The sequence below is a fragment of the Corynebacterium tuscaniense DNF00037 genome, assembly GCF_000759055.1.
Classification (GTDB): Bacteria; Actinomycetota; Actinomycetes; order Mycobacteriales; family Mycobacteriaceae; genus Corynebacterium; species Corynebacterium tuscaniense.
This window is the reverse complement of sequence record NZ_JRNG01000002.1, coordinates 59245-84100: the sequence shown is the minus strand read 5'-3', so window position 1 is coordinate 84100 and position 24856 is coordinate 59245. Positions and strand designations below refer to the sequence as shown.

At 57.7% G+C, this 24856-nt stretch carries 24 protein-coding genes; 19 read left to right on the top strand and 5 right to left on the bottom strand.

Translation table 11 applies throughout. The features are described 5' to 3' along the window. Positions 1–9 precede the first annotated feature (9 nt). From HMPREF2129_RS01015 to HMPREF2129_RS00960, 12 genes are all read left to right on the top strand, one after another. Positions 10–1413 carry an FtsW/RodA/SpoVE family cell cycle protein gene (locus HMPREF2129_RS01015; protein ID WP_052092488.1) on the top strand — a complete coding sequence of 468 codons (1404 nt, stop codon included), beginning with the start codon at positions 10–12 and terminating at the stop codon, positions 1411–1413. Between the two features lie 17 nt (positions 1414–1430). Next, positions 1431–2489 carry a UDP-N-acetylglucosamine--N-acetylmuramyl-(pentapeptide) pyrophosphoryl-undecaprenol N-acetylglucosamine transferase gene (locus HMPREF2129_RS01010; RefSeq protein ID WP_034661869.1) on the top strand — a complete coding sequence of 353 codons (1059 nt, stop codon included), beginning with the start codon at positions 1431–1433 and terminating at the stop codon, positions 2487–2489. Continuing rightward, the gene (murC, locus tag HMPREF2129_RS01005) at positions 2486–3895 is read left to right on the top strand and encodes a UDP-N-acetylmuramate--L-alanine ligase (RefSeq protein WP_034661866.1); all 1410 of its coding nucleotides are present in this window, start codon (positions 2486–2488) and stop codon (positions 3893–3895) included. Before HMPREF2129_RS01010 ends, murC begins: the two co-directional genes overlap by 4 nt. After that, on the top strand, positions 3892–4545 hold the full coding sequence (locus HMPREF2129_RS01000; protein WP_034661863.1) for a cell division protein FtsQ/DivIB: 654 nt from the start codon (positions 3892–3894) through the stop codon (positions 4543–4545). Before murC ends, HMPREF2129_RS01000 begins: the two co-directional genes overlap by 4 nt. A 141-nt stretch (positions 4546–4686) precedes the next feature. Beyond that, complete coding sequence (gene ftsZ / locus HMPREF2129_RS00995) at positions 4687–5928, top strand: cell division protein FtsZ (protein ID WP_034661860.1); 1242 nt, start codon at positions 4687–4689, stop codon at positions 5926–5928. Next, positions 5928–6635, top strand: coding sequence for a peptidoglycan editing factor PgeF (gene pgeF / locus HMPREF2129_RS00990; RefSeq protein ID WP_034661845.1), 708 nt, complete (start codon positions 5928–5930; stop codon positions 6633–6635). The genes ftsZ and pgeF overlap by 1 nt, the downstream gene beginning before the upstream one ends. After that, the gene (locus HMPREF2129_RS00985; protein ID WP_034661842.1) at positions 6635–7327 is read left to right on the top strand and encodes a YggS family pyridoxal phosphate-dependent enzyme; all 693 of its coding nucleotides are present in this window, start codon (positions 6635–6637) and stop codon (positions 7325–7327) included. Before pgeF ends, HMPREF2129_RS00985 begins: the two co-directional genes overlap by 1 nt. A gap of 40 nt (positions 7328–7367) precedes the next feature. Then, positions 7368–7775 (top strand): cell division protein SepF, encoded by a 408-nt coding sequence (locus tag HMPREF2129_RS00980; RefSeq protein ID WP_034661839.1) that lies wholly within the window; start codon positions 7368–7370, stop codon positions 7773–7775. A gap of 17 nt (positions 7776–7792) precedes the next feature. Continuing rightward, positions 7793–8080 carry a YggT family protein gene (locus HMPREF2129_RS00975; protein ID WP_084576392.1) on the top strand — a complete coding sequence of 96 codons (288 nt, stop codon included), beginning with the start codon at positions 7793–7795 and terminating at the stop codon, positions 8078–8080. Positions 8081–8209: 129 nt separating this feature from the next. Further along, complete coding sequence (wag31, locus tag HMPREF2129_RS00970; protein ID WP_034661828.1) at positions 8210–9028, top strand: DivIVA-like cell division protein Wag31; 819 nt, start codon at positions 8210–8212, stop codon at positions 9026–9028. 227 nt (positions 9029–9255) lie between these two features. Next, the gene (ileS, locus tag HMPREF2129_RS00965; RefSeq protein WP_034661826.1) at positions 9256–12426 is read left to right on the top strand and encodes an isoleucine--tRNA ligase; all 3171 of its coding nucleotides are present in this window, start codon (positions 9256–9258) and stop codon (positions 12424–12426) included. A gap of 4 nt (positions 12427–12430) precedes the next feature. Next, entirely contained in the window at positions 12431–13795 is a 1365-nt protein-coding gene (locus tag HMPREF2129_RS00960; RefSeq protein ID WP_034661823.1) for a DNA polymerase IV, read from the top strand. Here HMPREF2129_RS00960 and HMPREF2129_RS00955 read toward each other — a convergent pair. Beyond that, a complete protein-coding gene (locus HMPREF2129_RS00955; RefSeq protein WP_084576390.1) occupies positions 13743–14765 on the bottom strand; it encodes a sensor histidine kinase in 1023 nt (340 codons plus the stop codon). The genes HMPREF2129_RS00960 and HMPREF2129_RS00955 overlap by 53 nt on opposite strands. Next, a complete protein-coding gene (locus HMPREF2129_RS00950) occupies positions 14762–15430 on the bottom strand; it encodes a response regulator transcription factor (protein ID WP_034661820.1) in 669 nt (222 codons plus the stop codon). Before HMPREF2129_RS00950 ends, HMPREF2129_RS00955 begins: the two co-directional genes overlap by 4 nt. Positions 15431–15481: 51 nt before the next feature. On the opposite strand from HMPREF2129_RS00950, the gene HMPREF2129_RS00945 reads away from it, so the two are divergent. Together HMPREF2129_RS00945 and HMPREF2129_RS00940 are read left to right on the top strand one after the other, a co-directional pair. Beyond that, positions 15482–16366, top strand: coding sequence for a DUF418 domain-containing protein (locus HMPREF2129_RS00945; protein ID WP_150385858.1), 885 nt, complete (start codon positions 15482–15484; stop codon positions 16364–16366). After that, positions 16326–17159, top strand: coding sequence for a trypsin-like serine protease (locus HMPREF2129_RS00940; protein WP_034661817.1), 834 nt, complete (start codon positions 16326–16328; stop codon positions 17157–17159). Before HMPREF2129_RS00945 ends, HMPREF2129_RS00940 begins: the two co-directional genes overlap by 41 nt. Here the strand turns inward: HMPREF2129_RS00940 and HMPREF2129_RS00935 are convergent. Further along, entirely contained in the window at positions 17146–18009 is an 864-nt protein-coding gene (locus HMPREF2129_RS00935; RefSeq protein WP_034661815.1) for an asparaginase, read from the bottom strand. The genes HMPREF2129_RS00940 and HMPREF2129_RS00935 overlap by 14 nt on opposite strands. A 64-nt stretch (positions 18010–18073) precedes the next feature. Here HMPREF2129_RS00935 and HMPREF2129_RS00930 point away from each other — a divergent pair, with 64 nt between their 5' ends. After that, complete coding sequence (locus HMPREF2129_RS00930; RefSeq protein WP_034662030.1) at positions 18074–18664, top strand: hypothetical protein; 591 nt, start codon at positions 18074–18076, stop codon at positions 18662–18664. A gap of 4 nt (positions 18665–18668) precedes the next feature. Here HMPREF2129_RS00930 and HMPREF2129_RS00925 read toward each other — a convergent pair whose 3' ends face one another. Both HMPREF2129_RS00925 and HMPREF2129_RS10515 read right to left on the bottom strand, forming a co-directional pair. After that, positions 18669–20330, bottom strand: coding sequence for an ATP-binding cassette domain-containing protein (locus HMPREF2129_RS00925; RefSeq protein WP_034661813.1), 1662 nt, complete (start codon positions 20328–20330; stop codon positions 18669–18671). 6 nt (positions 20331–20336) lie between these two features. Next, positions 20337–21215 (bottom strand): DUF6263 family protein, encoded by an 879-nt coding sequence (locus tag HMPREF2129_RS10515; RefSeq protein ID WP_150385860.1) that lies wholly within the window; start codon positions 21213–21215, stop codon positions 20337–20339. Between the two features lie 41 nt (positions 21216–21256). On the opposite strand from HMPREF2129_RS10515, the gene lspA reads away from it, so the two are divergent. The 4 genes from lspA to HMPREF2129_RS00900 all read left to right on the top strand — a co-directional run bounded on the left by lspA (position 21257) and on the right by HMPREF2129_RS00900 (position 24772). Further along, a complete protein-coding gene (gene lspA / locus HMPREF2129_RS00915) occupies positions 21257–21730 on the top strand; it encodes a signal peptidase II (RefSeq protein ID WP_034661810.1) in 474 nt (157 codons plus the stop codon). Beyond that, complete coding sequence (locus tag HMPREF2129_RS00910; protein ID WP_034661808.1) at positions 21727–22638, top strand: RluA family pseudouridine synthase; 912 nt, start codon at positions 21727–21729, stop codon at positions 22636–22638. Before lspA ends, HMPREF2129_RS00910 begins: the two co-directional genes overlap by 4 nt. Next, the gene (locus HMPREF2129_RS00905; RefSeq protein ID WP_052092483.1) at positions 22635–23111 is read left to right on the top strand and encodes a hypothetical protein; all 477 of its coding nucleotides are present in this window, start codon (positions 22635–22637) and stop codon (positions 23109–23111) included. Before HMPREF2129_RS00910 ends, HMPREF2129_RS00905 begins: the two co-directional genes overlap by 4 nt. Positions 23112–23212: 101 nt before the next feature. Then, positions 23213–24772, top strand: coding sequence for an HNH endonuclease signature motif containing protein (locus tag HMPREF2129_RS00900; protein ID WP_034661805.1), 1560 nt, complete (start codon positions 23213–23215; stop codon positions 24770–24772). Positions 24773–24856: the final 84 nt, after the last annotated feature.

Below are 24856 nucleotides of genomic sequence, written 5' to 3'. Positions count from 1 at the left end.
TAGGCATCGATGACCACTACAGCCACATCCGCAACACGCGCTACACGGAACCAGTACTCCTCGGGCATGGCCCGCGCTCTGTCACGCCTGAACGCGTGGATGGACTCGCGCCCCCTGATTGATTACACGATGGTGCGCACCATCGTCCTTGTTCTCGCCGGTCTTGGCGTTGTCATGGTGACCAGTTCGTCGATGACATGGTCAGTGTTTAATGACGAATCCGTGTGGGCCCAACCCCTCAAGCAGGCCGCAGTTGTTGTTATGGGCTTGGTTGCCTTTTGGGTTGCCCTGCAAATCCCTCCGGAGAGAATTCGCAAGATCGCTGCGGTGTTCATGGGAGTAGCTATTCTCCTACTCATCCTCGTGCTTGTCCCAGGTATTGGTACTGGCCGTGATGAAGTGGGCTCCCAGTCGTGGATTTACATTGCTGGCTTCCAGCTGCAGCCGTCTGAGATTGCCCGCGTGGCCATCTGTGTGTGGGGTGCGTCCATCTTGGCTAATAAGAATCCGCGTAAGTTGCTCAAAGTGACCAATGGGTTCACGCCATTCATTTTCGTTTCGATGCTGTGCATGGGCCTCATTGGTGCCCAGGGTGACATGGGCATGATGGTGTCCTTCGCTATCGTGGTTGCTTTGATTCTGCTATTTGCTGGTGTGACGTGGAAGTTCATCGGTATCGTCGCAGGCTTCGGTGCCACACTTCTCGTTCTCATCATGGCTGCTGGCGGATATCGTTCCAACCGTCTCCTCGTGTATTTTGATGCGCTTTTCGGGCACTTTGAGGACACTCGCGGTGTGGCGTTCCAGTCCTATCAAGGCTTCTTGTCCTTGGCCGATGGTTCTTTCTTCGGCGTCGGCCTGGGCCAGTCACGCGCAAAGTGGTTCTATCTCCCGGAGGCGAAGAATGACTTCATCTTTGCAGTGATCGGTGAGGAGCTCGGGCTATGGGGCGGCGCACTGGTGATCACCTTGTTCGCCATGTTGCTGTTTTTCGGTTTGCGTACCGCGCGCCGGGCACAGAACCAGTTCCAAGCTCTTCTGGCTGCGTCAATCACCACCGGTATCGTGTCGCAGGCGTTCATCAACATCGGCTATGTCATTGGTTTGCTGCCGGTTACGGGTATTCAGTTGCCCATGATCTCTGCTGGTGGCACTTCGGCCGTTATCACCCTTGGTGCGATGGGCTTGGTTGCCTCCGTGGCCCGCCATGAGCCGGATGCAGTGTCCTTCATGCAAAATTACGGTCGCCCGCTGTTTGACCGGATGTTTTTCCTCGCCGAACCTAAGGCGCCACGTCCTGCTGTGCGCCGAGCACCGCGTCAGGCACCACGCCGTGTCCGTGAGGTGCCAGCACCGACCCCGGTTACGGCTCGCCGTCGCACGCAATACACTGACACTCGACGCGCAAGCTAGCTACGTAGAGGAGAAACGTGTCTTTCAACGTCGTTGTTGCTGGTGGTGGGACAGCCGGGCACATTGAGCCGGCACTGGCTGTGGCGGAGGTGTTGCGTGATGAGTTTGATGCATCTGTCACTGCTCTAGGCACGGAGAAGGGGTTGGAAACGTCCATTATCCCCGCCCGCGGCTTTGAACTTGATCTTGTGGATCCGGTGCCGATTCCGCGTAAGCAGCCCCTCAAGCTTCTCGGTGTTCCAGCGAAACTTATTAAGTCGGTGAACCAAACCCGCATGGCGCTGAAGCGCCGTGAGGCTAATGCAGTCTTTGGTACCGGTGGTTATGTTTCTGCTTCCGCCTACCTTGCGGCGAAGTCTTTGGGTATTCCTTTTTATGTCCTTGAGACAAACGCGCTAGCCGGCATGGCTAACAAGCTGGGGATCCGTCTCGGAGGCATAGGCTTTAACGCGGTGCCGAATTCCGGCATGCCCGGTGAGGTTGTTGGGGTTCCTGTTCGTCCGGGTGTGGGGAAGGATGCAGACGGCGCGAAGGCAGAGCGTGGTTACAAGATGTGGAACCTTGATCCGAACAAACCAACGGTGCTAGTTACCGGTGGCTCCCAAGGTGCGCGCAGTATTAATACAGCGTTGTCCGGGGCTGTGGAGCGCCTCACCGCGGCCGGATACCAGGTGCTTCACGCATACGGGCGTAAAAATGATGCGCCTGAACCGCACGAGGGTTACACTGCCGTGCCTTATATTGAAGACATGGAAGCTGCGTACGCAGTCACCGATGTAGTGATATGCCGTTCCGGCGCCATGACAGTTGCGGAGAATTCCGCTGCCTGCGTGCCTGCGATTTACATTCCGTTGCCGCATGGCAATGGTGAGCAAGGTCTCAACTCTGCGCACCTCGTCGAAGCAGGCGCCGCAATGCGTATTGACGATGCTGCGCTCACCCCCGATGCCCTCGTCACCGCGGTCACAGAGATTCTTAGTGGCAAGGGTGAAGAAATGAAGCAAGCGTTGTCCAGTACCCAAGCTGGCAATGCATCACAGATTATTGCCCGTCGGATCATGGGAAAGGATTCATAGTGAGCGACGCAGTTGATCTTTCACGCGTTCATTTGATTGGTATCGGTGGCGCTGGCATGTCCGGCGTGGCCCGTATCCTCCTTGATCGTGGCAGCATTGTCACTGGTTCCGATGTCAAGGACTCACGCCCAGTTCGTGCACTACGCACTCAAGGTGCGCAGATCGCCGTGGGGCATGATGCACGTAATCTGACGCTCGCCGGGGACCCGCCCACTGTTGTGGTGACTAGTTTTGCCGCGATTCCGAAAGATAACCCGGAACTCGTAGCGGCAGCCGAGTTGGGTATTCCCGTTATTCGTCGCTCGGATCTTCTGGGGGAACTGATGGAGGGCTACACCCAGATGCTCTTTGCCGGCACGCACGGGAAAACCTCTACCACTTCCATGGCGGTTGTTGCCTTGCAAGCTGCAGGGGAGGACCCGTCCTTTGCCATCGGTGGGCAGCTCAACCGTGCTGGCACGAATGCTCACCACGGCAGTGGCAGTGTTTTTGTGGCTGAGGCAGATGAATCAGATGCTTCGTTGCTGCGCTACAAGCCGGACATTGCCGTGATAACCAATATTGAGCCGGACCACTTGGACTACTTCGGTGATGAAGCGTCCTACTTCCAGGTTTTCGATGACTTCGCAGACCGCGTTACGGATACGGGAACCCTCGTTGTGTGTCTTGATGATGAAGCAACGGCGCAGTGTGGTGAACGCGCTCTTGACCGCGGTATCAATGTCGTTGGGTATGGCACGGTGACGCACCCACGGATTCCTAACCATGCTCGTGTCACTAGCGAGCGCATGGAAGACACCACTACGTTTGTCACGGTGGATCTGAACGGCACGCCCTTTGAGTATTCATTGGCTATTCCGGGGCGCCACATGGTGCTGAACTCTGCGGCTGCACTGTTGGCGGGAGACATTGCGGGTGCAAACCCGGTCAAGCTGGCTGAAGGTTTGTCCGGTTTTACCGGTGTGCGGCGTCGTTTTGAATTCCGTGGGGAGCTGCCAAGTGGCACCCGGGTTTACGATGACTATGCGCACCACCCGACTGAAGTTGCCGCGGTGCTTTCCGCGGCAAAGGCTGCGCATGACCGCGTTGTGGTTTGTTTCCAGCCGCATCTGTACTCGCGGACGGTCAACTTTGCTCAGGAATTTGCTGATGCGCTCTCGCTCGCGGACGCTGCCGTAGTTCTGGATATTTTTGGTGCCCGTGAAACGCCAGTGGAGGGTGTTGATTCGCGTGTCATCACGGACAAGATGAGCATTGAAGCTATTTACGATCCGGACTTCTCACACGCACCACTATCGGTAGTAAAGGTGACGCACCCAGGTGATGTGGTGATCACCATGGGGGCTGGAAGCGTAACCATGCTCGCAGATCCGTTGTTGGCTGCCCTAGCGGAGGCAGAACAGTGAAACGCGTAGCGGCGATCAGCGGCGCTATCGTGGTAGCACTGGCGGTGTTGTGGTCGGTGGTGTACTTCACACCACTCATGTCGGTGAAGCACTTTCAGGTTGAAGGCAACGCTCACATCAGTGAAGAAGACGCTGTGAGAGCCTCCGGAATTCGATCCGGTACACCTCTTGCCCAGGTCAAGCTGCGAGACGCAGCAGCCGGCGTTGTTGCCTTGCCATGGGTGAAGTCCGCTACCGCGTCACGCGGGTGGCCATCAACGATCAAACTGACGGTGATAGAGAATGACGCGGTGGCGTTCTTCTCTCAGGAAGATGGCGCGCATTTGCTCGATGCGGACGGGCGTGAGTTTGCGGTGGATGTTCCCCCAGAAAATGCTGTGGAACTCACGGGGGCCGCTGGCACTGATGAGGCGGTGCGTAAGGGGGCGGTAGACATCGCTGGCGCATTGAGCGACCAGGGTCGAGAAAATGTTGAAGCGATTGAAGCGCGTGGAAAGCATGACTATGTCCTGCATGTGAAAGAGGGCAGGACCGTCACCTGGGGTGCGTCCGAAGACAACCGGAATAAGTCATTGGCGCTTGATACTGTGCTGCACCGTGAGGGAGCAGAGTTCAACATTACGAACCCGCAGTTGGTCACTGTTCGTTAAAGACCCAGGTCACAAACCCTAAAGTAAAGGTTGAGGGTAACGACACGCCGAAAAAATTAGCCGAAATTCGCATTCGGTTGGTCATGATGGAAAGCGTTGTCCGAATTGTTGTACAAGAACCCTGAAAGGCGAGTTCCATCCATGACCTCTCCTAGCAATTACCTCGCCATGATCCGCGTCGTCGGTGTCGGTGGCGGTGGCGTTAACGCTGTGAACCGCATGATCGAGGAGGGCCTGAAGGGTGTTGAATTTGTAGCTATCAACACTGACTCCCAGGCGCTGCTGTTTACTGATGCGGATACAAAGCTTGACATTGGCCGCGAGGCGACACGCGGCCTTGGTGCCGGCGCTAACCCGGAGGTTGGCCGCACCTCTGCTGAGGATCATAAGCAGGAGATTGAGGAGTCTTTGAAAGGCTCCGACATGGTGTTCGTCACTGCCGGTGAAGGTGGAGGCACCGGCACTGGTGCTGCACCGGTCGTCGCTGGTATCGCGAAGAAGATGGGTGCTCTCACCATTGGTGTTGTCACTCGCCCCTTCTCTTTCGAAGGTAAGCGCCGTACCCGTCAGGCACTGGAGGGGATTGAGACCCTTAAGGAAGTCTGCGACACCGTCATCGTCATCCCGAATGACCGTCTGCTGCAGCTGGGCGACGCTGAGTTGTCCATGATGGAAGCGTTCCGCGCTGCTGATGAGGTTCTGTATAACGGTGTCCAGGGCATCACCAACCTCATTACCATCCCGGGCATGATCAACGTTGACTTCGCTGATGTGCGCTCCGTTATGGCGGATGCTGGCTCCGCTTTGATGGGGGTCGGCTCTGCGCGCGGGGACAATCGCGTGATGGCTGCTACTGAGCAGGCTATTAACTCGCCGCTGTTGGAGACCACGATGGAGGGCGCTAAGGGCGTGCTCATTTCTGTCGCAGGTGGCTCAGACTTGGGGCTCATGGAGGTCAACAACGCCGCCTCCATTGTCGAGGAGAAGGCCGACGATGACGCGAACATCATCTTCGGCACGATTATTGACGACAATCTGGGTGATGAGGTCCGCGTAACCATCATCGCGACTGGCTTTGATGAGAAAGCGAATGCCCGCCCCGAGGAGGAAGCGCCAGCCACCGGTAGCTCCCTGTTTGACGCTGAGCCGAATTCCGAGAAGAAGACGGAAGACGAGGACGAGAACGAAGCAGAGAAGCCGGTTGAGAAGGCCCCCGAGGCGCCGCGGCGGACTGAATACGCGTCACGTCACCGCTATGACGAACACCGTGGTGGCCTGTTTACCAACTCGGAGCATGATTCCCGTGGGGCCCGTGACTCCGAGCCGTACCGCCCGGCCCGCCGTGATGTGGATGACCTCGACGTCCCGGACTTTCTGCGTTAATGCACACCACTGATACCTCCAAGCGCCCCGTCCGCATGGTTTTTACTGGCCGTGCGTCGGGGAATCTTGCTTCTCACGTTGGGGATGATCCAGAAGCGGTTTCAGCGAACCGTCAACGCCTAGCTGGCTCTCTCGGGCTCAAGACAGAGCAGTTCGTGTGGATGGAGCAGTTGCATACGAATACGGTGACCGTCGTCGATAAGCAGCAGGATGCTCCAGTTGAGGCAACCGATGCCATCGTTACTACGGCTGAGAACCTTGCGCTGTGCGTACTCGTCGCAGACTGTGTGCCGGTCTTGCTCGCAGACCCCTATGCAAAGGTCATCGCTGCGGTGCATGCTGGCCGTATCGGTGCACGCAATGGCATTGTGAAGAACACTGTGGAAGAAATGCTGAAACTGGGCGCTGCTGCGGGCTCTATCCACGCGTTGCTTGGCCCGGCTGCTGCGGGGGAATCTTACGAGGTGCCCCAAGAGATGACCGAGGATGTGGAGAATCATCTGCCTGGCTCGAAGACACGCACCAAGAAAGGCACTCCCGGAATTGATGTGCGTGCGGGGCTTATCCGGCAACTCCTATCACTCGGAGTGACTCGGATTGATGCGCACCCGGCAGACACGATCACAGACGAAACATTCTTTTCCTACCGGCGTGACAAAGAAACTGGCCGCCAGGCAGGAGTTATCTGGTTGACAGGGGGCAAATAATGGACCGCTTAGCGGAACTGAAAAACAACTTGGACACCATCACGCGTGAGGTGCGCGAGGCAGAACAGAAGGCCGGACGCGAGCCGGGCAGTGTCACCATTTTGCCGGTGACCAAATTCCACCCTGCGCAAGACATTGCGCTGCTCGCGCAGCTTGGTATCACCATGGTGGGGGAGAACCGCGAACAAGAAGCAAAGCAGAAGAAAGAGGAACTAGGCGATCTCATGGAGATTGCCATGATCGGCCAGATTCAAACCAAGAAAGCAAATTCGGTGGCGCGGTGGGCAAGTTCCGTCCACTCGCTCGATTCCGTCAAACTTGCCCGCGCGCTCAACCGTGGCATGGACAACGCGGAGCGCACCGAACCGCTGCCATGCCTGATTCAGATTTCCTTTGATGATGACGCGAACCGCGGCGGGGTCGCACGCGAGGAACTCCCCGCACTCGTTGAGGAAGTCGCGGGATTAGAGAATGTGCTTATCGACGGCTTTATGGTCGTTCCTCCAATCGGTGTTGATCCGGTGCCGGTCTTCGAAACGTCGAAAAGCATTGCGTTGCAGTATGAAAATGAACTTGGCCGTCCAATGAAGCTCTCCGCTGGCATGTCCGCAGATTTTGTTGATGCAGTAGCTTCTGGGTCCGACATCGTGCGTGTCGGAACCAAGCTGCTTGGAACGCGACCCGTACTCTAAAAACAACCATAAACCGCCTGCGAACAGGAGACTTAACCCTATGTCTTTCTCAAATAGCCTGAAAGAATTCTTTGGTCTCGGCCAGTACGATCCTTCGGTCGACCCTTATTATGATGACCCGGCATATGAGGAAACCGGTACTTCCTACAGCCGTGCTCCCCGCGACTACACCGCGGCCATTATCAGTGTCCGCCCGCGCGATTACAACGACGCGAAGGATATTGGTGAGCCATTCCGTGACGGCGACGCAGTGGTTATGGACCTGTCCTCTGTGGACAAGCCGACCGCGATGCGCCTGATCGACTTCGCTGCAGGACTGTGCTTTGCGGCACGCGGCAAGATGCACAAGCTGTCCCGCACCGGGGATGACCTGCTGGTCTTCGCTATCGTTCCGGAAAACGCCCGCACCTCTGTGGGTGAGCTGGAGCGTGCAGCTCACCTGCGTTAGGGTGTATTGCCGTGACTATGATCGGCGCTATTCTCTATGCCCTCATTGGGTTGTACACCTTCATGGTGATCGTCCGGCTCATCATTGAGATGATCCAGTCCTTCTCTAAACACTTTTCTCCGCCGAGATGGTTCATGGTTGTTGCGGAATTCTTTTTTGTCACCACAGACCCTCCGCTCCGATTTCTTCGCCGTTTCATCCCGCCCCTTCCGCTGGGTGGGGTTGCGTTAGATGTCAGCGTAATTGTGCTGTTCATCGCCCTAATGTTGCTGAGTGCGGTGGTGCGACTCAGCTTTGGAATCTAAACTAATTGGATGACTTACCCTCGGGTTCACGTTGAGGGTGAGGATGCTGTGGGCTAGGCTTTACCTTGCTATCGTTCATCTATCAATTAAAAGACGTGCCTCGAGCACATCTATCCGAAGGGAACTCACATGCCGCTGACACCAGCAGACGTGCACAATGTCGCTTTCAGCAAGCCGCCGATTGGCAAGCGCGGTTACAACGAGGACGAGGTTGATCAGTTCCTGGACCTCGTCGAAGATACTCTTGCTCAATTGCAGGATGAGAACGATGAACTGCGCGCTCGCCTCGAAGATGGTGGCGCTACGCGAGGGAATCAGGTAGATGAGGCTGCTATCCGCCGCGAGGTGGAGGAGGAGCTGCGCAAGAAGTATGAGGCCCGCATTGAGCGCGCCGAACATGAGGCAAAGCAGGCTAAGGCGGCTCAGTCGCAGGCGGCCGCTTCGCAGGCTTCCGTTGATGATGAGGCAAATGTTAAGGCTGCCCGTGTCCTTGGCCTGGCGCAGCAGACTGCAGACCGTGTGGCTAACGAGGCGCAGGAGGAAGCCCGCCGTGTTCTTGAGGAAGCACGTGCTAGCGCCTCCTCCCAGCTTGCAGAAGCGGAGAAGAACGCTACTGCTACCACCAAGAATGCAGAGCTGCAGGCTAACCAGCTGCTGTCCGAGGCGCAGCGTAAGGCTGAGGAGACCACGAATGAGGCTAACTCCCGTGCCGAGGCTCAGATCCGCAAGGCGGAGGAGCAGGCAGCGCAGCTGCGTTCTGAGGCTGAGCGCAAGCACAGCGAGATTATGAGCACCGTGAAGCAGCAGCAGGCAGCCCTTGAGACGCGCATTGCCGAGCTGCGTACTTTCGAGCGCGAGTACCGCACCCGTCTGAAGACTTTGTTGGAGTCTCAGCTTGAGGAGCTGGAGACGCGTGGTTCTTCCGCACCATCTGGTGAGCAGAAGTAACACGCGGTGCTTTACCCGCCTGAAAGGGCGGGTATTTTTCTGTGCGCTACACTGTCAACTGTCCAACTGTCACGCAGTGATCCGGCTATCACCGGGGAGCGTTCCGGAAGAACGGCGCAAGCTCATTAGAACCGGAAAATCCACTAATGAAGTGGGGAACTTGTACGTTCCCAAGCGGGGTGGTACCGCGCGAGTTATCGCGTCCCCGCGGCTGAAGTGGAGGATTCATGGAAAACACTGCCCGCGTGTACCCGAAAGTGGACATGACCGGGGGGTCACAGAAGTTCCCTGAGATGGAGCAGATCGTCCTTGATTACTGGAAAAAGGACGACACGTTCCAGGCCAGCCTGAAGAACCGTGAAGGCGCAGAGGAATATGTTTTCAACGATGGCCCGCCTTTTGCTAATGGTTTGCCACACTACGGCCACCTTCTGACCGGTTACGTGAAGGATATTGTTCCGCGTTTCCGCACCATGACCGGCTACCATGTTCCGCGCGTGTTTGGTTGGGACTGCCATGGCCTGCCGGCTGAACTGGAAGCAGAGAAACAGCTGGGCATCACTGACAAGGCACAGATCCAAGACATGGGGCTGGCCAAGTTCAATGAGTACTGTGCCCAGTCCGTCATGCACTATGCCGGCGAGTGGGAGGACTACGTCACGCGCCAGGCACGCTGGGTTGATTTTGAGAACGGCTACAAGACCATGGACATCGAGTACATGGAATCCGTCATGTGGGCGTTCAAGACTCTCTATGACAAGGGGCTGATCTACCAAGGTTTCCGTGTGCTGCCGTACTCCTGGGCTGAGCACACTCCGCTGTCCAACCAGGAGACGCGCCTGGATGATTCGTACAAGGAACGCCAGGACCCAACGGTGACCGTGACGTTGCCGCTCACCGGTGCACGTGAGGGCTTCCCCGCAGCGAAGACGTGGGAAAACCATCCGGAGCTTCACACCGCCGAAGCTCTCGCTTGGACGACGACGCCATGGACCCTGCCGTCCAACCTTGCTCTGGCCGTTGGTCCGGAGATTGAGTACACCCTGCTTCGCGTGAGGGACGGTGACTTCGCCGGCCGTAGCTTCCTCATCGCCACCGCCCTCATCGGCTCGTACGTGAAGGAACTGGGTGAGTACGAGGTCGTGTCCACCTTCCAGGGCAGCGAACTCGAGGGTTTGACGTACAAGCCAGTCTTTGATTACTTCGCTGACCAGCCGAATGCCTTCATGGTTCTGGTGGCTGATTACGTTTCTACGGAAGACGGCACAGGTATTGTCCACCAGGCTCCGGCCTTTGGTGAGGACGATATGATTACGTGCGAAAAGTACGGCGTTGACCTGGTCATCCCTGTTGATGCTGATGGTAAGTTCACCAGTCTTGTTTCTGACTACCAGGGCAAGCTTGTTTTCGACGCGAACCGGGACATCATCCGCGATCTGAGGGCAGCGGATCGTGTTCTGCAGGACAAGGTCATCGTTCACTCCTACCCGCACTCCTGGCGCTCGGGTGAACCGCTGATCTACATGGCTCTGCCAGCATGGTTTGTCAAAGTTGTGGATATCCGTGACCGCATGGTGGAACTCAACCAGACCATTGACTGGATCCCCAGCCACGTGCGCGACGGTCAGTTTGGCAAGTGGCTCGAGGGGGCCCGTGATTGGAATATCTCCCGTACCCGTTACTGGGGCTCACCGGTTCCGGCATGGGTGTCTGACAATCCGGAGTACCCGCGCGTGGATGTGTACGGCTCTCTCGATGAGCTGGAGAAGGACTTCGGTGTTCGTCCGGAATCGCTGCACCGACCGTACATCGATGAGCTGACCCGCCCGAACCCGGATGATCCGACGGGCAAGTCCATGATGCGCCGTGTACCGGATGTTTTGGACTGCTGGTTTGAGTCGGGCTCTATGCCGTTTGCTCAGTACCACTACCCGTTTGAGAACGTCGAAGAGCACGATGTGCGTCAGCCGGCAGACTTCATCGTGGAGTACTCCGGCCAGAGCCGTGGCTGGTTCTACGTGCAGCACGTGTTGGCCACCGCACTGTTCGATCGTGTTGCCTACAAGCAGGTTGTCGCCCACGGCATCGTCCTCGGTTCCGATGGCCAGAAGATGTCCAAGTCGAAGGGCAACTACCCGAATGTCAATGAGGTCTTTGACCGCGATGGTTCTGATGCCATGCGTTGGTTCCTCATGTCCAGCCCGATCCTGCGTGGTGGCAACCTCATCGTGACGGAGCAGGGCATCCGTGACGGTGTCCGCCAGGCAATCCTGCCATTGTGGAATGCTTACTCCTTTCTCCAGTTGTACGCGGATAGGGAAGCGGAATTCTCTACCGAGTCCACCAACGTGCTTGACCGCTACATCTTGGCCAAGCTGCACGACATGGTGGACAACACCAAGAAGGCTCTGGATGCCACGGACATCTCCGGCGCATGCGAGGAGGTCCGTCTCTTCGCCGACACCTTGACCAACTGGTACGTGCGCCGTTCCCGTGACCGTTTCTGGGTTGGCCAGGACGAACATCCGGAGGCATTCAACACCCTGTACACGGTGCTGGAGATCCTGTGCCGCGCAACCGCACCGCTGCTGCCGTTTATCTCTGAGGTGATGTGGCGTGGTCTGACGGGTGGTCGGAGTGTGCACCTGGAGGACTATCCGAAGGCACAGGATATTCCGGCTGATGAGGCTCTGGTGGCATCCATGGATGCCACTCGCGCAGTCTGCTCCGCTGCATCGTCTGTGCGGAAGTCGAACAAACTGCGTAACCGTCTGCCGCTGCCACAGCTTACGGTGGCACTGCCGAACGCTGATTCCCTGCAGAGCTTCCAGGACGTCATCCGTGATGAGGTCAACGTGAAAAACGTGGAGCTGACTACTGACGTGGATGCAGCTGGTTCTTTCGAGGTTGTGGTGAACGCTAAGGTCGCTGGCCCGACCTTGGGCAAAGATGTTCAGCGCGCCATCAAGAACGTGAAGGCAGGCAACTACGTTCGCGAGGGTGAGAACGTCGTCGTCGATGGTGACATTGTTCTGACGCCGGAGCTCTACACCGAGCGCCTCGTTGCAGAGAACCCGGATAGCACCGCCCGCGTGGACGCTGGTGATGCAGTGGGTCTGGTTGTCCTGGACACCGACGTCACCGAGGAGCTCGAATCTGAGGGCTGGACAGCGGACGTCATCCGTGGCCTGCAGGATGCCCGCAAGCAGGAAGGCCTTGAAGTCTCCGACCGCATCTCTGTGGTCCTGTCCGTTCCGGCGGACAAGGAGCAGTGGGCACGCACTCACGCCGACCACATCGCTGCGGAGACTCTGGCCACCTCCTTCGACGTGGTCACCGAGCCGGTCAAAGGGCACGACGTGGTCGATGGTGTGACTGCAAGCGTGCAGAAGAACTAGAGGAATGTCTCGCTGGGTGTTGCACATTGACATGGACGCGTTCTACGCGTCCTGCGAGCAGCTCACCCGGCCGACTCTTAAAGGCCGCCCCGTGCTCGTTGCTGGTGTGACGGGCAGGGGAGTGGTCGCCGGCGCTTCCTATGAGGCACGCAAATACGGTGCTCGTTCCGCCATGCCGACATACCGTGCGGTACGTCTCGTCGGCTCTAAAGCCGTCCTCGTTGCTCCACGTCGCGCCGTGTATTCCACGGCGTCGCGCCGGGTGTTCGAGATCATTGCCCGCCACGTTGATGTGCTCGAGCAGCTCTCCATCGATGAGGCGTTTATGGAGCCCGCTCATCTCCAAGGCGCCGCCCCGGATGATGTTGAGCAGTGGGCGAACCTTCTCCGCGAGGAGATCCGGGAAGAAACAGGCCTGCCCAGTTCGATCGGGGCGGGCACAGGCAAGCAATACGCGAAGATTGCCTCTGGGCTGGCTAAACCCGACGGTGTTTTCATCATTCCGCGCAACAGTCAGACAGAAATTCTCCAACCCCTTCCCGTCAATGAACTGTGGGGAGTCGGCCCCGTCACTGGCGCGAAACTCACCAACGCCGGGGTAGAAACCATTGGGGATTTCGCGCGCCTTACGGAGAAAGAAGTGGATATTGCGCTCGGGGGTGTCGTGGCCAAGCAACTCTGGCAGCTCGCCCGCGGCACTGATGATCGGCCCGTCGCGCCACGCGCAGAAGCCAAGCAAATCTCGGCGGAGCACACGTACCCGACTGATTTGACCACTACAGCGGAAGTCGAGGCCGCTATCAGACGTGCTGCGAGTGAGTCACATCGCAGGTTGCTTATCGACGGCCGCGGGGCCCGCACCGTCACCGTCAAACTCAAATTAGCTGACTTTCGCATTGAATCCCGCTCAATGACGTTGCCGTATGCGACAGACGATGCAGACACCTTGACCGCTGTCGCCTTCAAAATCGCGCGGTACCCTGACGAGGTTGGCCCTATCCGTCTAGTGGGAGTAAGCTTCTCCGGCCTAGAAGCCATCATGCAGGACACGCTTTTCCCGGAATTAGACCAGGAGATCACGCCACACCAGGTGATTCCTGAAGAAACCGGCGTTTCTGATCTTGCTGAGCTAGCCACGCCGATACCTGAACCGGCACACACCGAATCAAGTTGGCGTGCCACCCAGGACGTCACGCACCCGGAGTACGGCCATGGTTGGATACAGGGCACCGGTCACGGATTTGTCACCGTACGGTTTGAAACTCGCGCGACAGGCCCTGGCAAAGTGGTTAACCTCCGTGCGGACGACCCAGACCTTAAACCAGGCGACCCGATTGACTCGTTGGCGTGGGACGACTGGCTGGAATGATAAAACGCGCGACTAGCCCTCCAGCTTCTCGTGGCGCAAGCTCCAGCCTCCCGCCGTGTGAGGTGGCAATACTGTCTGTCAACGTGAGACCCAAGCCGTGACCAGATCCGGTAAAAGGCTCTACAAACGTGGCTACTTCATCTTCCGTCAACACCGGCCCGGAACTTTCCACCGTCACGGTGGCCTGCCCGTTACGCACATTCAGCGCACCCGCGACATACTCCCCGTGAGTGCGCGCATTGCGCACGAGGTTCGATACTGCGTGCTGTAACAAAATAGGATCTCCCGTGACGGTGACTGCTTCCGCTTCGATCCCGCAGTCACGGCAAATTGCACCAAAATCAATCGCATCAACAGTGGGCATTTCCGCGCGGGCAAGATCAAGCAGTGCGTTCACTGTTTTGGCATTACCGGCATTGACCTCACGGATTCGTACCAAAGCTTCACGCAGTTCGGACTCGTCCTGGCCTGCTAAGGCCACATCCGCGATGGTTTGAATAGTGGAGATCGGGGTTTTCAGTTCGTGTGAGGCATTCGCGGAGAAACGCTTCTGCGCGGTGATGGAATCAGCCAGAGTATCTAGCATGGTGTCCAACGCCTTTGACACATCCCCGAGCTCATCGGCCGCGCCGGAGTATCCGGTGCGCTCCTTCATATCGCCCGCGGTCACTTTGCGGGCAGTGGAGGCAATCGAGGACAGCGGCGTGATCACCCACCCGGCTACGAACCATCCGATGACACCGGCCAGAATGGTCAGCACCAGCAAACTCACCAGTGAGGCAGTTAACATGGCGCGCAGAATCTCGCTGGTCACCGGAACTGCGCCGTCGATTACTGCGGAGTCCGGGAACTCCGCGCGGAAGGGGACCGGCGTTAACTTCAAGTAGCCGTACACTAGCGCGATGAGTGCCAGGCCCACCGATGCCGTCGTGGCTACGAACATTGCTGTGATGCGGGAGCGCAGACTCATGGGACGTAGTACCCCTCACCAGGTCGAGTAAAAATCACCTGTGGCGCGCCAAGCTTTTTGCGCAGGTAAGAAATGGTCACGCGCGGAGAATTTGTAAACGGATCCGCATTCTCATCCCAGGCTTGCTCCAACAAGTCCTCGGCGGACAGCACTGCTCCACCTGCTTCCATGAGTACTTCCAGAACTGCGAATTCCTTCGGGCTGAGAGCAATCTCTGTATCTCCTCGCATGACGCGCCGCCGCACGGTATCCATCCGCACGTCCCCGGACACGAGAACAGAATCACGCTTCGGGGAACTGCGCCTTCCCAGTGCAGCCACGCGGGCGATGAGTTCCGGTAACTCAAACGGCTTCGGCAAATAATCGTCCGCCCCTAAGTTAAACCCACTCAAACGATCATCGAGGGTGCCAGACGCCGTCAACATGAGCACACGGATGTGGGGATAATCACTAACAATGCGCGCGCAGATTTCATCACCGTGCATGCCCGGTAGGTCGCGGTCCAGCACCACGACGTCGATGCCGCCGCCGGAACTTTCAAGCTTTTCCACGGCCGCGGCGCCGTCGTAAAGCACCTCCGCATGCATTCCTTCCCTGGTCAGAGCGGTGTGCAACGCGTCGGCGAGATAGACCTCGTCTTCAACGATGAGTACATGAGGGGACATGAAAAATGATCTTAACGCTCTCGCAACATCGCCCTCCGTAACGTGCGAAGCATGCGGATAGTAGGAATTGATGTGGCACGCGCAATTGCCCTCATTGCCATGGTGGCGGCGCACCTGACAGTGACTGGTGCGAACACCTTGGGCATGGCGGGGCAGTTGCTCTACGGGTTTCCGGCGGCGCTGTTTGCGTTCCTCGCAGGAATATCTATGGGCTTGATGCGACCGCACCCGGTTACCTTTTTGGTGCGCGGGCTCATCCTCATCTTTCTTCACTTTGTGCTGGTCCCTTTCGCCGGAACCATCGAGGTGGTCCTACTTCCGCTGGGCCTTTCAATGATGCTTCTCGCTTTCATTCCTTCCTGGAGCACGCCACGTCTGGCTGCAGTGGGCATTGCCGCTATTGCTCTCAGCGCGACAACGAGCCAGCTGGGAGGAATCTTCGGCGCGCCCTATCCACTCGCCATGTGGGTTGCCCTCATGGTTGCCGGCATGCTGTTTAACCGGATCAAGTCATTCGGCGGCGCTGTTGTTGTCGGAGTGATCTTGGCAATTGCGGATCTGTACCTCCGCATGAATGTTGTGCTGCCGTTCTGGCTTGATGCCAATGGTCATACGGGTGGGGTTGTTGATGTTGTTGGCTCAATTGGAATGTCGGCAGCAGTGGTCGGTATGTGCCGTCTGCTGTACTCCGCCATCCCAGCATCCCTGGTGCTTCAACCGATGGGTTCGATGACGCTCACCTTGTACTGCCTTCACATTGTGACTTCGGAGTACTTGTCTTTCGTAGTCACGGTGGTGGCGGCAGCGGTCATCGCTGTGGTGTGGAAGCACTTCTTTAAACGCGGCCCGCTTGAAACCGTGGTCGCGAACATTACTAAAACCGCTAAGGAGAATTATGAAACTCGCACGCACAGCAGCGCTCGTAGCAACGGCTAGCCTGCTCAACCCAACTCTTGCTCTTGCGATGGAGAGCAAAGACATGGCCGGCAACACCGCTGAAGCCAACACTGTTGTCTCGCTGCGTATGCAAGACGATGAGCCAGAAGACGGCACCTGCACCGGCACCGCCGTCGCCCCGCACTGGGTGCTCACCGCGCGTCACTGCATGGAAATGTTTGATAAGGCCGGAGGCAGCGTCCGCACTCTGCAGGGCGAAGACCAGCGCGTCTACGAGGTGGACCGTTGGGAGAAGGCGCCGATTGGTGATATCGGCCTGGTCCACACCGTCCAGGACATGCAGCTGGACTACTACGCCGAGGTGTCCAAGGAAACCCTCGCTGACGGTGACGTGACCCTCTACGGTTGGTCCTCCGATGGTTCTGGCGGGTCCACTCAGCTACCCATCGCACAAGGTACCTCCAAGACAAGCGATGAAGCGCCCGCGCTTTTCGACGCCCCCAATGCCGCCGTCGTCGACCTTGCGGATGAAGCCCGCATCCAGCCGGGTGACTCTGGCGGACCAATTTTCCAGGACGGTCGCGTCTCGGCTGTGATGTCTGCAGGACTGTTCAGTGATCCAGACAACCCGTCTGAGGAGGAACTGCTGAGTAATCCGAAGGTAGCCGTTGCCCCGGTAGCAGCACAATACGAGTGGATTGACAACATTATCCAACAGCCGGAATCAGACATGGTGGAGGAAAGCAACGACACCAAGACATGGTGGATCGCTGGTGTTCTTGGAGTGATCGCCCTGATTGGTGCCGGAGCACTACTGTTCAAGCGCCGATAATCTCCGCTGGATGGACCCCAGCCTGCAACGCAACCGCCAAAGCGATGCGGGCCTGACCCGCGCGCAACCAACCGGAGGGAATCACCCCGAACTTCCCCAGGGTGTTTCCTCCTCCGGGACCACCGTAGGCAAAGTCCACCTTGCCGAAGGGCACGGAAGTCGACATGACTACGGGAAGCGACAGATCTGCCAGCGCTTCGCCCACCTCGGTGGAGACATTGCCAGCTCCAAGGCCTTCGATGACGATGCCGTCAGCCCCCTCAACCCCATCGAGAATGCTCGCCGGCGCGCCGGGATAACAGGTGATGATGGGCACGTTCATCCCCGCCAATGACACCGGCGGAAGATGGTACGGGTATGTCGGAGCATCACCGGTAGCAACAAACGGATTCAACGCTCCCGTATGAGCCTTAATCAGTCCGCGGGCAGACAAAACCTTCCCGGCAAAAACCACGTGTGCGCCGGGGGTCAACGATTGCACTGCAGTTCTCAGGTTCTCAAACCCATCTGGTTCCTCGTGATCCGCTGGCCGCATCGCACCAGTGATCACTATGGGGCGTTCGAAGAAGAGATCAAGCGCAAATGCGGTATCTACCAGTGAATCTGTTCCATGCGTCACCACAACCCCTGAATGGTCTACCAGTTCCTCTTGTACGGCCTCAACCACTGCGTCAATATCCGCGAATGTCATCGCCGATGAATCGAGCGCAGTGATGTCACGCGCCGAAACCCCCGAAAGACCCGCGCACTCCACCAAGTCCGCCGCGGAAAGGGTGGGGGTTAATCCGCCCTCACTGTCGCGTGTACAGGCAATCGTCCCACCAGTGGAAATTACTGAATCTTGCACCATATTCCCAAGAGTGCCACAGGCGCGTCAGTTGGACCCACGTGACCAAACCGGTAACGTGAAAACGGTGAAAACAAGCAAATTTGTAGCCATCGTGACCGCCTTCGGTGCCGCAGTGACTCTCGCGGCATGCTCGAACGACGATTCAGGGAAGGAAGAAGCCACCGCAACCACAGCGAGTAGTGGTGCCGAGCAAGCACCGGCTGCGGAGACGCCTACTGCAGCCGAACTGAATGAGATCCTTGCTCGAGCCACTGACCCAAACCTGCCGATGGAGGAACGCACTCGCACCGTTCAGGGCGGTGAGAACGCGGTTGAAATCTTCGATGTGATGACACAGGCAAAGCATGAATCTGGCGCTGATTTCCAGGTTGTGGAGCCTATCCTGCCGGGGTACACCCCGACTGAGGTGCTCGCCGCAGTGAACTTCACCCAGCCGGATCAGGGCCCGACTACCGCGGAGAACGTGTCCTTCGTTTACGAGGATGGAACCTGGAAGCTGTCCCAGTCCTGGGCATGCACCCTCATCCACAACACCGTTGCTCCTGACCAGGTCCCTGCCATGTGTGGGGCACAGGCACCGGAACAGGCACCGGAAGAAGTACAGATCGAGGACCAGGCACCTGCTCCAGCACCGGAACAGGCACCCGCCCTTTAGTCCTTTAGGTTTCCTCGCGCCACACCTCGTCCGTCCACAGCGTGGACAGAGTGAGGATCGTGGCGCGTTGATCTTTTTCAGCGATACGCCTGCGCCATTGGCGGCGCACCCACCGGTCGTGGGACGTGATGATGACGGTGCCTTCGAAGTCCAACAGTGCTTCCTCAAGCTCTTCGGCAAGGGCGAGGGAGAGGTGGTTCGTGGGCTCGTCGAGAAGCAGCAAATCCGGCGGTGAGGACAAGATCAACCCCAAGGAGACGCGGCGACGTTGGCCGAGGGAGAGGTCCTGCAGCGGTTGTTCTGCTTGCTCCTGTGTCATGAGGCCCATCTCGACGATCTCCGGGAGCATATCCAGCGCCGTCACCGAGAGGTCCGTCCAAGTGTCATCCTGCTCGAGGCGTGCCACCGTCATCTCTTCCGGCATGTGGAGTTCGCCGGAATAGTCGGTGAGCTCACCGTCCAGGATTTTCAGGAGTGTGGATTTGCCAGCGCCATTCGGACCCTCCACGAGGAGCTGCTGGCCAGGCTGCACCTTGATGGTCAGCGGTGCTAACCGATCTTCAACCGCGAGATCCTTCGTCACTACCGCGGGCACACCGAGAGAAGTAGCGGTGTGGGATGGCAGGCCCTGGAAGCGCAGCCGCTTCGGAGGTGCAGGAATCTCACGGCGCTCGAGTGCTTCGAGGCGGTTCTCCGCGGACTTGCGGCGCCCACCGATGGTCTTGGCCGCGCGATCGGCATAGAACTTGGCTGCCTTGCGAGTTTCGGTCTTGTTCTCGAAGGAGTGGAACACGTCTTCGTCCGTAATCGCGGCGGCTTTCTCCAGCCGGGCGCGTTCGTGTTCCTGCGCGGCATAGTCGGTAGCCCACCGTGCGCGTCGGGCCTCGCGGGCGACCAGGTAATCGGAGAAGGAACCGGAGAAACGCGCACCCTGGCGGGTTTCTTCACCGAAGCCGCCCTCCGCACCCAGACCGGGGTCGAGGTCAACCAGCCCATCGCAGGCGCTATCCAAGAAGAAGCGGTCGTGGGATGCTGCCAGAACCGGACCCTTGAAAGCGCGCAATTCTTCAATGAGGAAGTCCACGGCCTCATCATCGAGGTGGTTCGTGGGCTCGTCCAACACCATCGCATCCACGGGGCGCAGCAGCAGCGCTGCAAGCGCGAAGCGGCGGCGCTGACCACCAGACATCTCGCCCAGGGGAGTGCTCAACTCAACATTGGCAAGACCAAGGCCAGCCAACACAGCAGCAATGCGGGCATCGAGTTCCCACACACCGGAATTCTCCGCGCGGGCGAGAGCCGCATCGAATTGATCCGAGTACTTGTCCGGATCCTCTGCCATCAGTCCGGACAGTTCGGTGATGGCGCGTTCGACGCCGCGGAGTTCGTGCACGGATTCGTCGATAAGCGACTGTGCAGGAGCACTGAATGGCAGCGACGTTTCTTGCGCGATGAATCCGGTCAACTCTGGGGTAATGATCGTGCCGGCTGTTGGTTTCAGATCACCGCTGATGAGTGACAACAGAGTGGACTTGCCGGCGCCGTTCTCACCGATGAGACCCGTCACTGATCCGGCGGGGACCGCAAAAGAAACGTCGGTGAGGACGCGGTGTCCATCCGGATAACTAAAGGAAACTCCGTCTAAACCGATGTGGGTGTGCCGCATGTGAGATCACTTCTTGTACGTCGTTGCGGTGGTCATGTCTTGGACCACCTTGAAATCAGGGTTAGGTCCAGCGTAAACAGTGCGGGTGGTGGCCGCGTTCTCGCCGGCGATGGGAAGAAGTTTGTTCAGATCTACCGTGATCGTCCCTTGTGATGTGGTGGACCATTCTTCAGCAGTCAGGTTATCCTCACCATCCAGATTCAGAGTCTTCTTCGCGGGTTCCTCCTGGACCTGAACATCCAGCGTGACGGTATTCCCATCGCGGGAGGTCAACGAGTAGGTGGTTGTGCGGCGCATGTTCGTCTCACCCAACGTCCGCGTTTCCACCGACCATGTTGCTCCCACGCCCACCGGCTCCACGGGGAACACCGGGTTAGTGGAAATGATCTGCAGCAGCGCGCGCTCAATGACTGCGCGCCCCTCATCGGAACTGCCTTCTGGGGGCAACAGTTTGATGTCCTCGATCTGTCCCTGCACATCGGTGGTCCAGCGCATGCGGAAACCTTCAGCGGTCAACGCCTCAGTGCCGGTGTCCAGGTTGGAATGCTTCGGCTCACCCACGGTGAACTCAGCGACGTTTCCGTCCACCACAGCAACAGATAATGGCAGGGTTACTTGCTCGACGTCGCCTCCGGCGGGAGCCTCCACGCTCACCTTGTCTGTTGCCACAGCGCCCTGGTGCGCGGCGTAGGACACAGTGATCTCCGATTCTTGTGGGGAAAATGAATAGACCAGCTGCTCTTTATCGCCTTCACCTGCGGAAATGAGCTTCACGTCAGGTGTGTCCACGGCAAAATCAGGGATCTCCTCAATCGGATCAGTTCTGGAACAACCGGAGACAACCAAGGCACTGGCCACAAGAAGAGTGGCGGTGATTCTACGCAAACTCACTCCTTGAACCTACCGCCGACTAAGGTTAGGGGCCAATGACCTCCCTAACTCATAAGCGCACGCATCTGGCCCTCATCATGGTCGCCGTGGGAATCATCGATCAGATTCTCAAGCAGATCATGGTGTCTTCACTGACGCCAGGAGAACCTTTCTACCTGATCGGGGACTGGTTCCGGCTTCTTCTCGTGTTCAATCCGGGTGCTGCTTTCTCCCTTGGCAGTAGTTCCACGTGGCTGTTCACCACCATTCAGCTTGTTTTTGTGGTGGGTGCGCTCATTGCGGCGCCACGCTTGAAAACTCGATGGGAGCTCGTCGGTCTTGCCCTCATTGCCGGTGGTGCTTTGGGGAACCTCATTGACCGACTTTTCCGTGATCCAGGCTTCTGGTTCGGGCATGTGGTGGATTACATCTCTATTGGCTCCTTCGCAGTGTTCAATTTTGCAGATATGGCTATCAATGTCGGGGTGATCGTGTTCATCATCTCGCTGTTCTTTGCGGGGAAGAAATGAGCAAGTACAGGTCACTTGTCGTGCCTGAAGGCCTCGACGGCATGCGCGTTGATGCCGCCGTTGCCAAAGCATTCGGAGTTTCACGTACGGTCGCCGCGGAGCTCGAAGTGCTTATCGACGGCTCCTTGGCCCCCAAATCCACCCGCCTTTCCACCGGCCAAACCTTGGAGGTGACCCTGCCGGAGCCGAAAGCGCCACCGATGCCAAAGGAGGAATTGGTGGAGGGGCTGACCATTTTGTATGAAGATGCGGATGTCATCGTCGTCGATAAGCCAGTCGGCGTCGCTGCGCACCCGACCTTGGGATGGGAAGGGCCGACTGTTGTGGGCGGGCTGTATGCGATGGGCTTTCAGCTGCCCGATGCGGGGCCACCTGAGCGCAAAGGCATTGTGCAGCGCCTTGACGTGGGCACGTCTGGCGTGATGGTGGTGGCTAATTCCATCCCGGGCTATTCAGTACTGAAGCGCGCGTTCAAGGAACGCACCGTGGATAAGACCTACCACGCGGTTGTGCAGGGGCTTCCGGATCCGATCGTGGGCACGATTGATGCGCCGATTGGCCGTCACCCTTCGTCTGGGTGGAAGTTCGCCGTGACGTCGGATGGCCGCCATTCCGTCACGCATTACGAGGTGTTGGAGGCTTTCCGTGAGGCGAGCTTGCTAGAGATTCAGCTGGAAACGGGACGCACGCACCAGATTCGCGTGCACATGTCTTCAGTGGGGCACCCGTGCGTGGGCGATCCGATGTATGGCTCCGATCCCAATTTGAGCGCGCGACTTGGTTTGAACCGCCAGTGGCTGCACGCGACGAAGCTCGGATTTATTCATCCGGGCAAAGGCACATGGATGGAGGTTGAGTCACCTTTTCCAGCGGACCTTCAACATGCGGTGGATGTGCTCCGCGGATGAAACGCGTACTCGCTGCCCTTGGCTGCCTCGCGTGCCTTGCCGGCATCTACATGTTGGGTCTGACCACGGGGATTGATCCGAATCTCATGGGGGATCAGCTTGGCCCTGACAATAATGAGTCCGCGATGGAATATGCACAGCGATCCCAAGACTCCCTTGCGGAAGCGAATGAACCTGCTTTCGCACTGGTCACCTTTTCTTCGCCTCTCGCGCCGGCTGATGCGGCGACCTTGTTACGGGATGTGCGCCGTGTGAACCAGATCATCGTCGCGGATGCGCCTCCGATCACCGTGGGGGAGATGCCGGACCGTACTCAAGTTTTCGGCACTGAGCCACTCATCGCCGTTGTGGTCTGGGAAGAGGGGGACGTCTTGCGTTCGCTTGTGAGAGACCCCCGCATCGCAATCATCGACGTCCTCCCGCCCGATGCTGTGTGGGGCACTTTCGGTATTCGTGTCTATTCGAACAAGTAGTCAGTAGTATTTGTAAATAGTTTGAATTTGCCCTTGCGGATCGAAAATATGTTCTGGTATTGTTGTGCCTAGGAAATTGAAATATCGAAGGGGGTGAGATCGTGTCAGCTTCAGGCGTGCGAAAGCGATTGGAAAAGATCATAGAGAACGGGGAGGACACCCAGCCGGAGCAAGAAACTGCATTCTTTGCCACCGAGTGTCCGGATAATGAAAATGCGGAATATGCCTCGCTGCTGCGCCAGTGTCAGTTTGGACTTTTTGGTCTCTACGCCGAAGATGGGCAGGATTTCGCGGGTTCCAGTGATGACATTCACGTGGAGATAGCCAAGCTAAGTGTTGTCACGGGGATGGGGAAGAAGGCGGTTGAAAATGCAATGTGTGCCTACATGCGGCTTCAAGAGCTACCAATGTTGCGGGACCTTCAAAGAAGGACACAGCGCCTCGATCTGTCCCGCTTGATCACCATTGATAATCAGCTTGCGCGGTTGGGCAACGACATCACGGATGAGATGCTCGCTGCTTTTGATGAGCTGCTGGCAGGACTGTTTAGTCCGTCCACGGAGAATCAGCAATTGCCCACGCCGTGGATGATCAAGAACCGAATGAAGAAGCTTCTGGCAGCGTTTGATCCGAATATTGACTACTGCTCAAAGAAGAAGAGGACCCGCGAACAGGGTGAAGATGTACCGCCGGGGTGCTGCAAGGTCTCATTCAGTGCGGAAAATGAAGATGTTGGCAGCGCTCGCCTAAACGTTGTAGGGGATTGCGCAACAATGGCTTCTATCCGCGCATTCGTCGAAGAAACAGCGCGTGAACACAAACTGAGCCTGGCGGATGCAACGGTGAAGCTGCTTACCGGGGATGTGGCTCCTGCTGCCAAAGTAGTGGTCTATGGCTACGCGCCGAAGAATGCTGATGGCTTGATTGATCGCAACACCTCGGTATATATCCCCTCGTTCGGCTGGACCACGGCACCAGGGACCGCGATGTTTCACTTCATGGCGGACGCGAATGGTGCGGTCGTGGACTTGGACAGCGAGGACCTTAACCGTGCTGTAGCTGGATATGTGGCACCGGATGACATCAAAGCAAAGGTTCGGTGGCGTGACGGTACTTGCGTCTGGCCAGGCTGCCATGTCCCTGCGGAGAGCTGCCAAATGGATCACCGAATCTCTTACCGCGAGGGCGGTCGGACGAAGGTGGACAATCTCTATTGTCTGTGTCAGCGACATCACAATATAAAAACCGATAAACGTGCGTACTACTTGCCAGATCCGGTGACTGGGGAAGTGGTGTGGCTTTTGCCCGACGGGACGTACATGAAGTCGGAGCGTGAAGGGTTCATTCAAAGACAGGTGCTGGCTGAGAACCCGCAGTGGAAGACAACATTGCGCGGGCTGTTGAAGCTAAGGCGGCATGCAACAAGGTTCTTTGCCCTAGCGCACACGATCATGGACCGGTATGAAGAAAATCGGGACTATGAGGCATGCGTGAATTCGCTCGAGACTTTAGAAGCGGAATACAAATTGGTTTTCCCCTTCCACCCAACACCACCGCCAACTACACCGGCCCCTGATTTCGAACCACCACAGGACCCATTGGATGATCGGCCCACGGTGCAAGACCTGAGCATGGAGCGCCGAATGAGCCTTCCATCTTAAGTTTGGTGGTGTGTAAAGTGTCTTCAGTAAGTTTGTTCTCATCCCCTGAAAGTGGAGAATCATTTTGTCATCTCAACACACCAT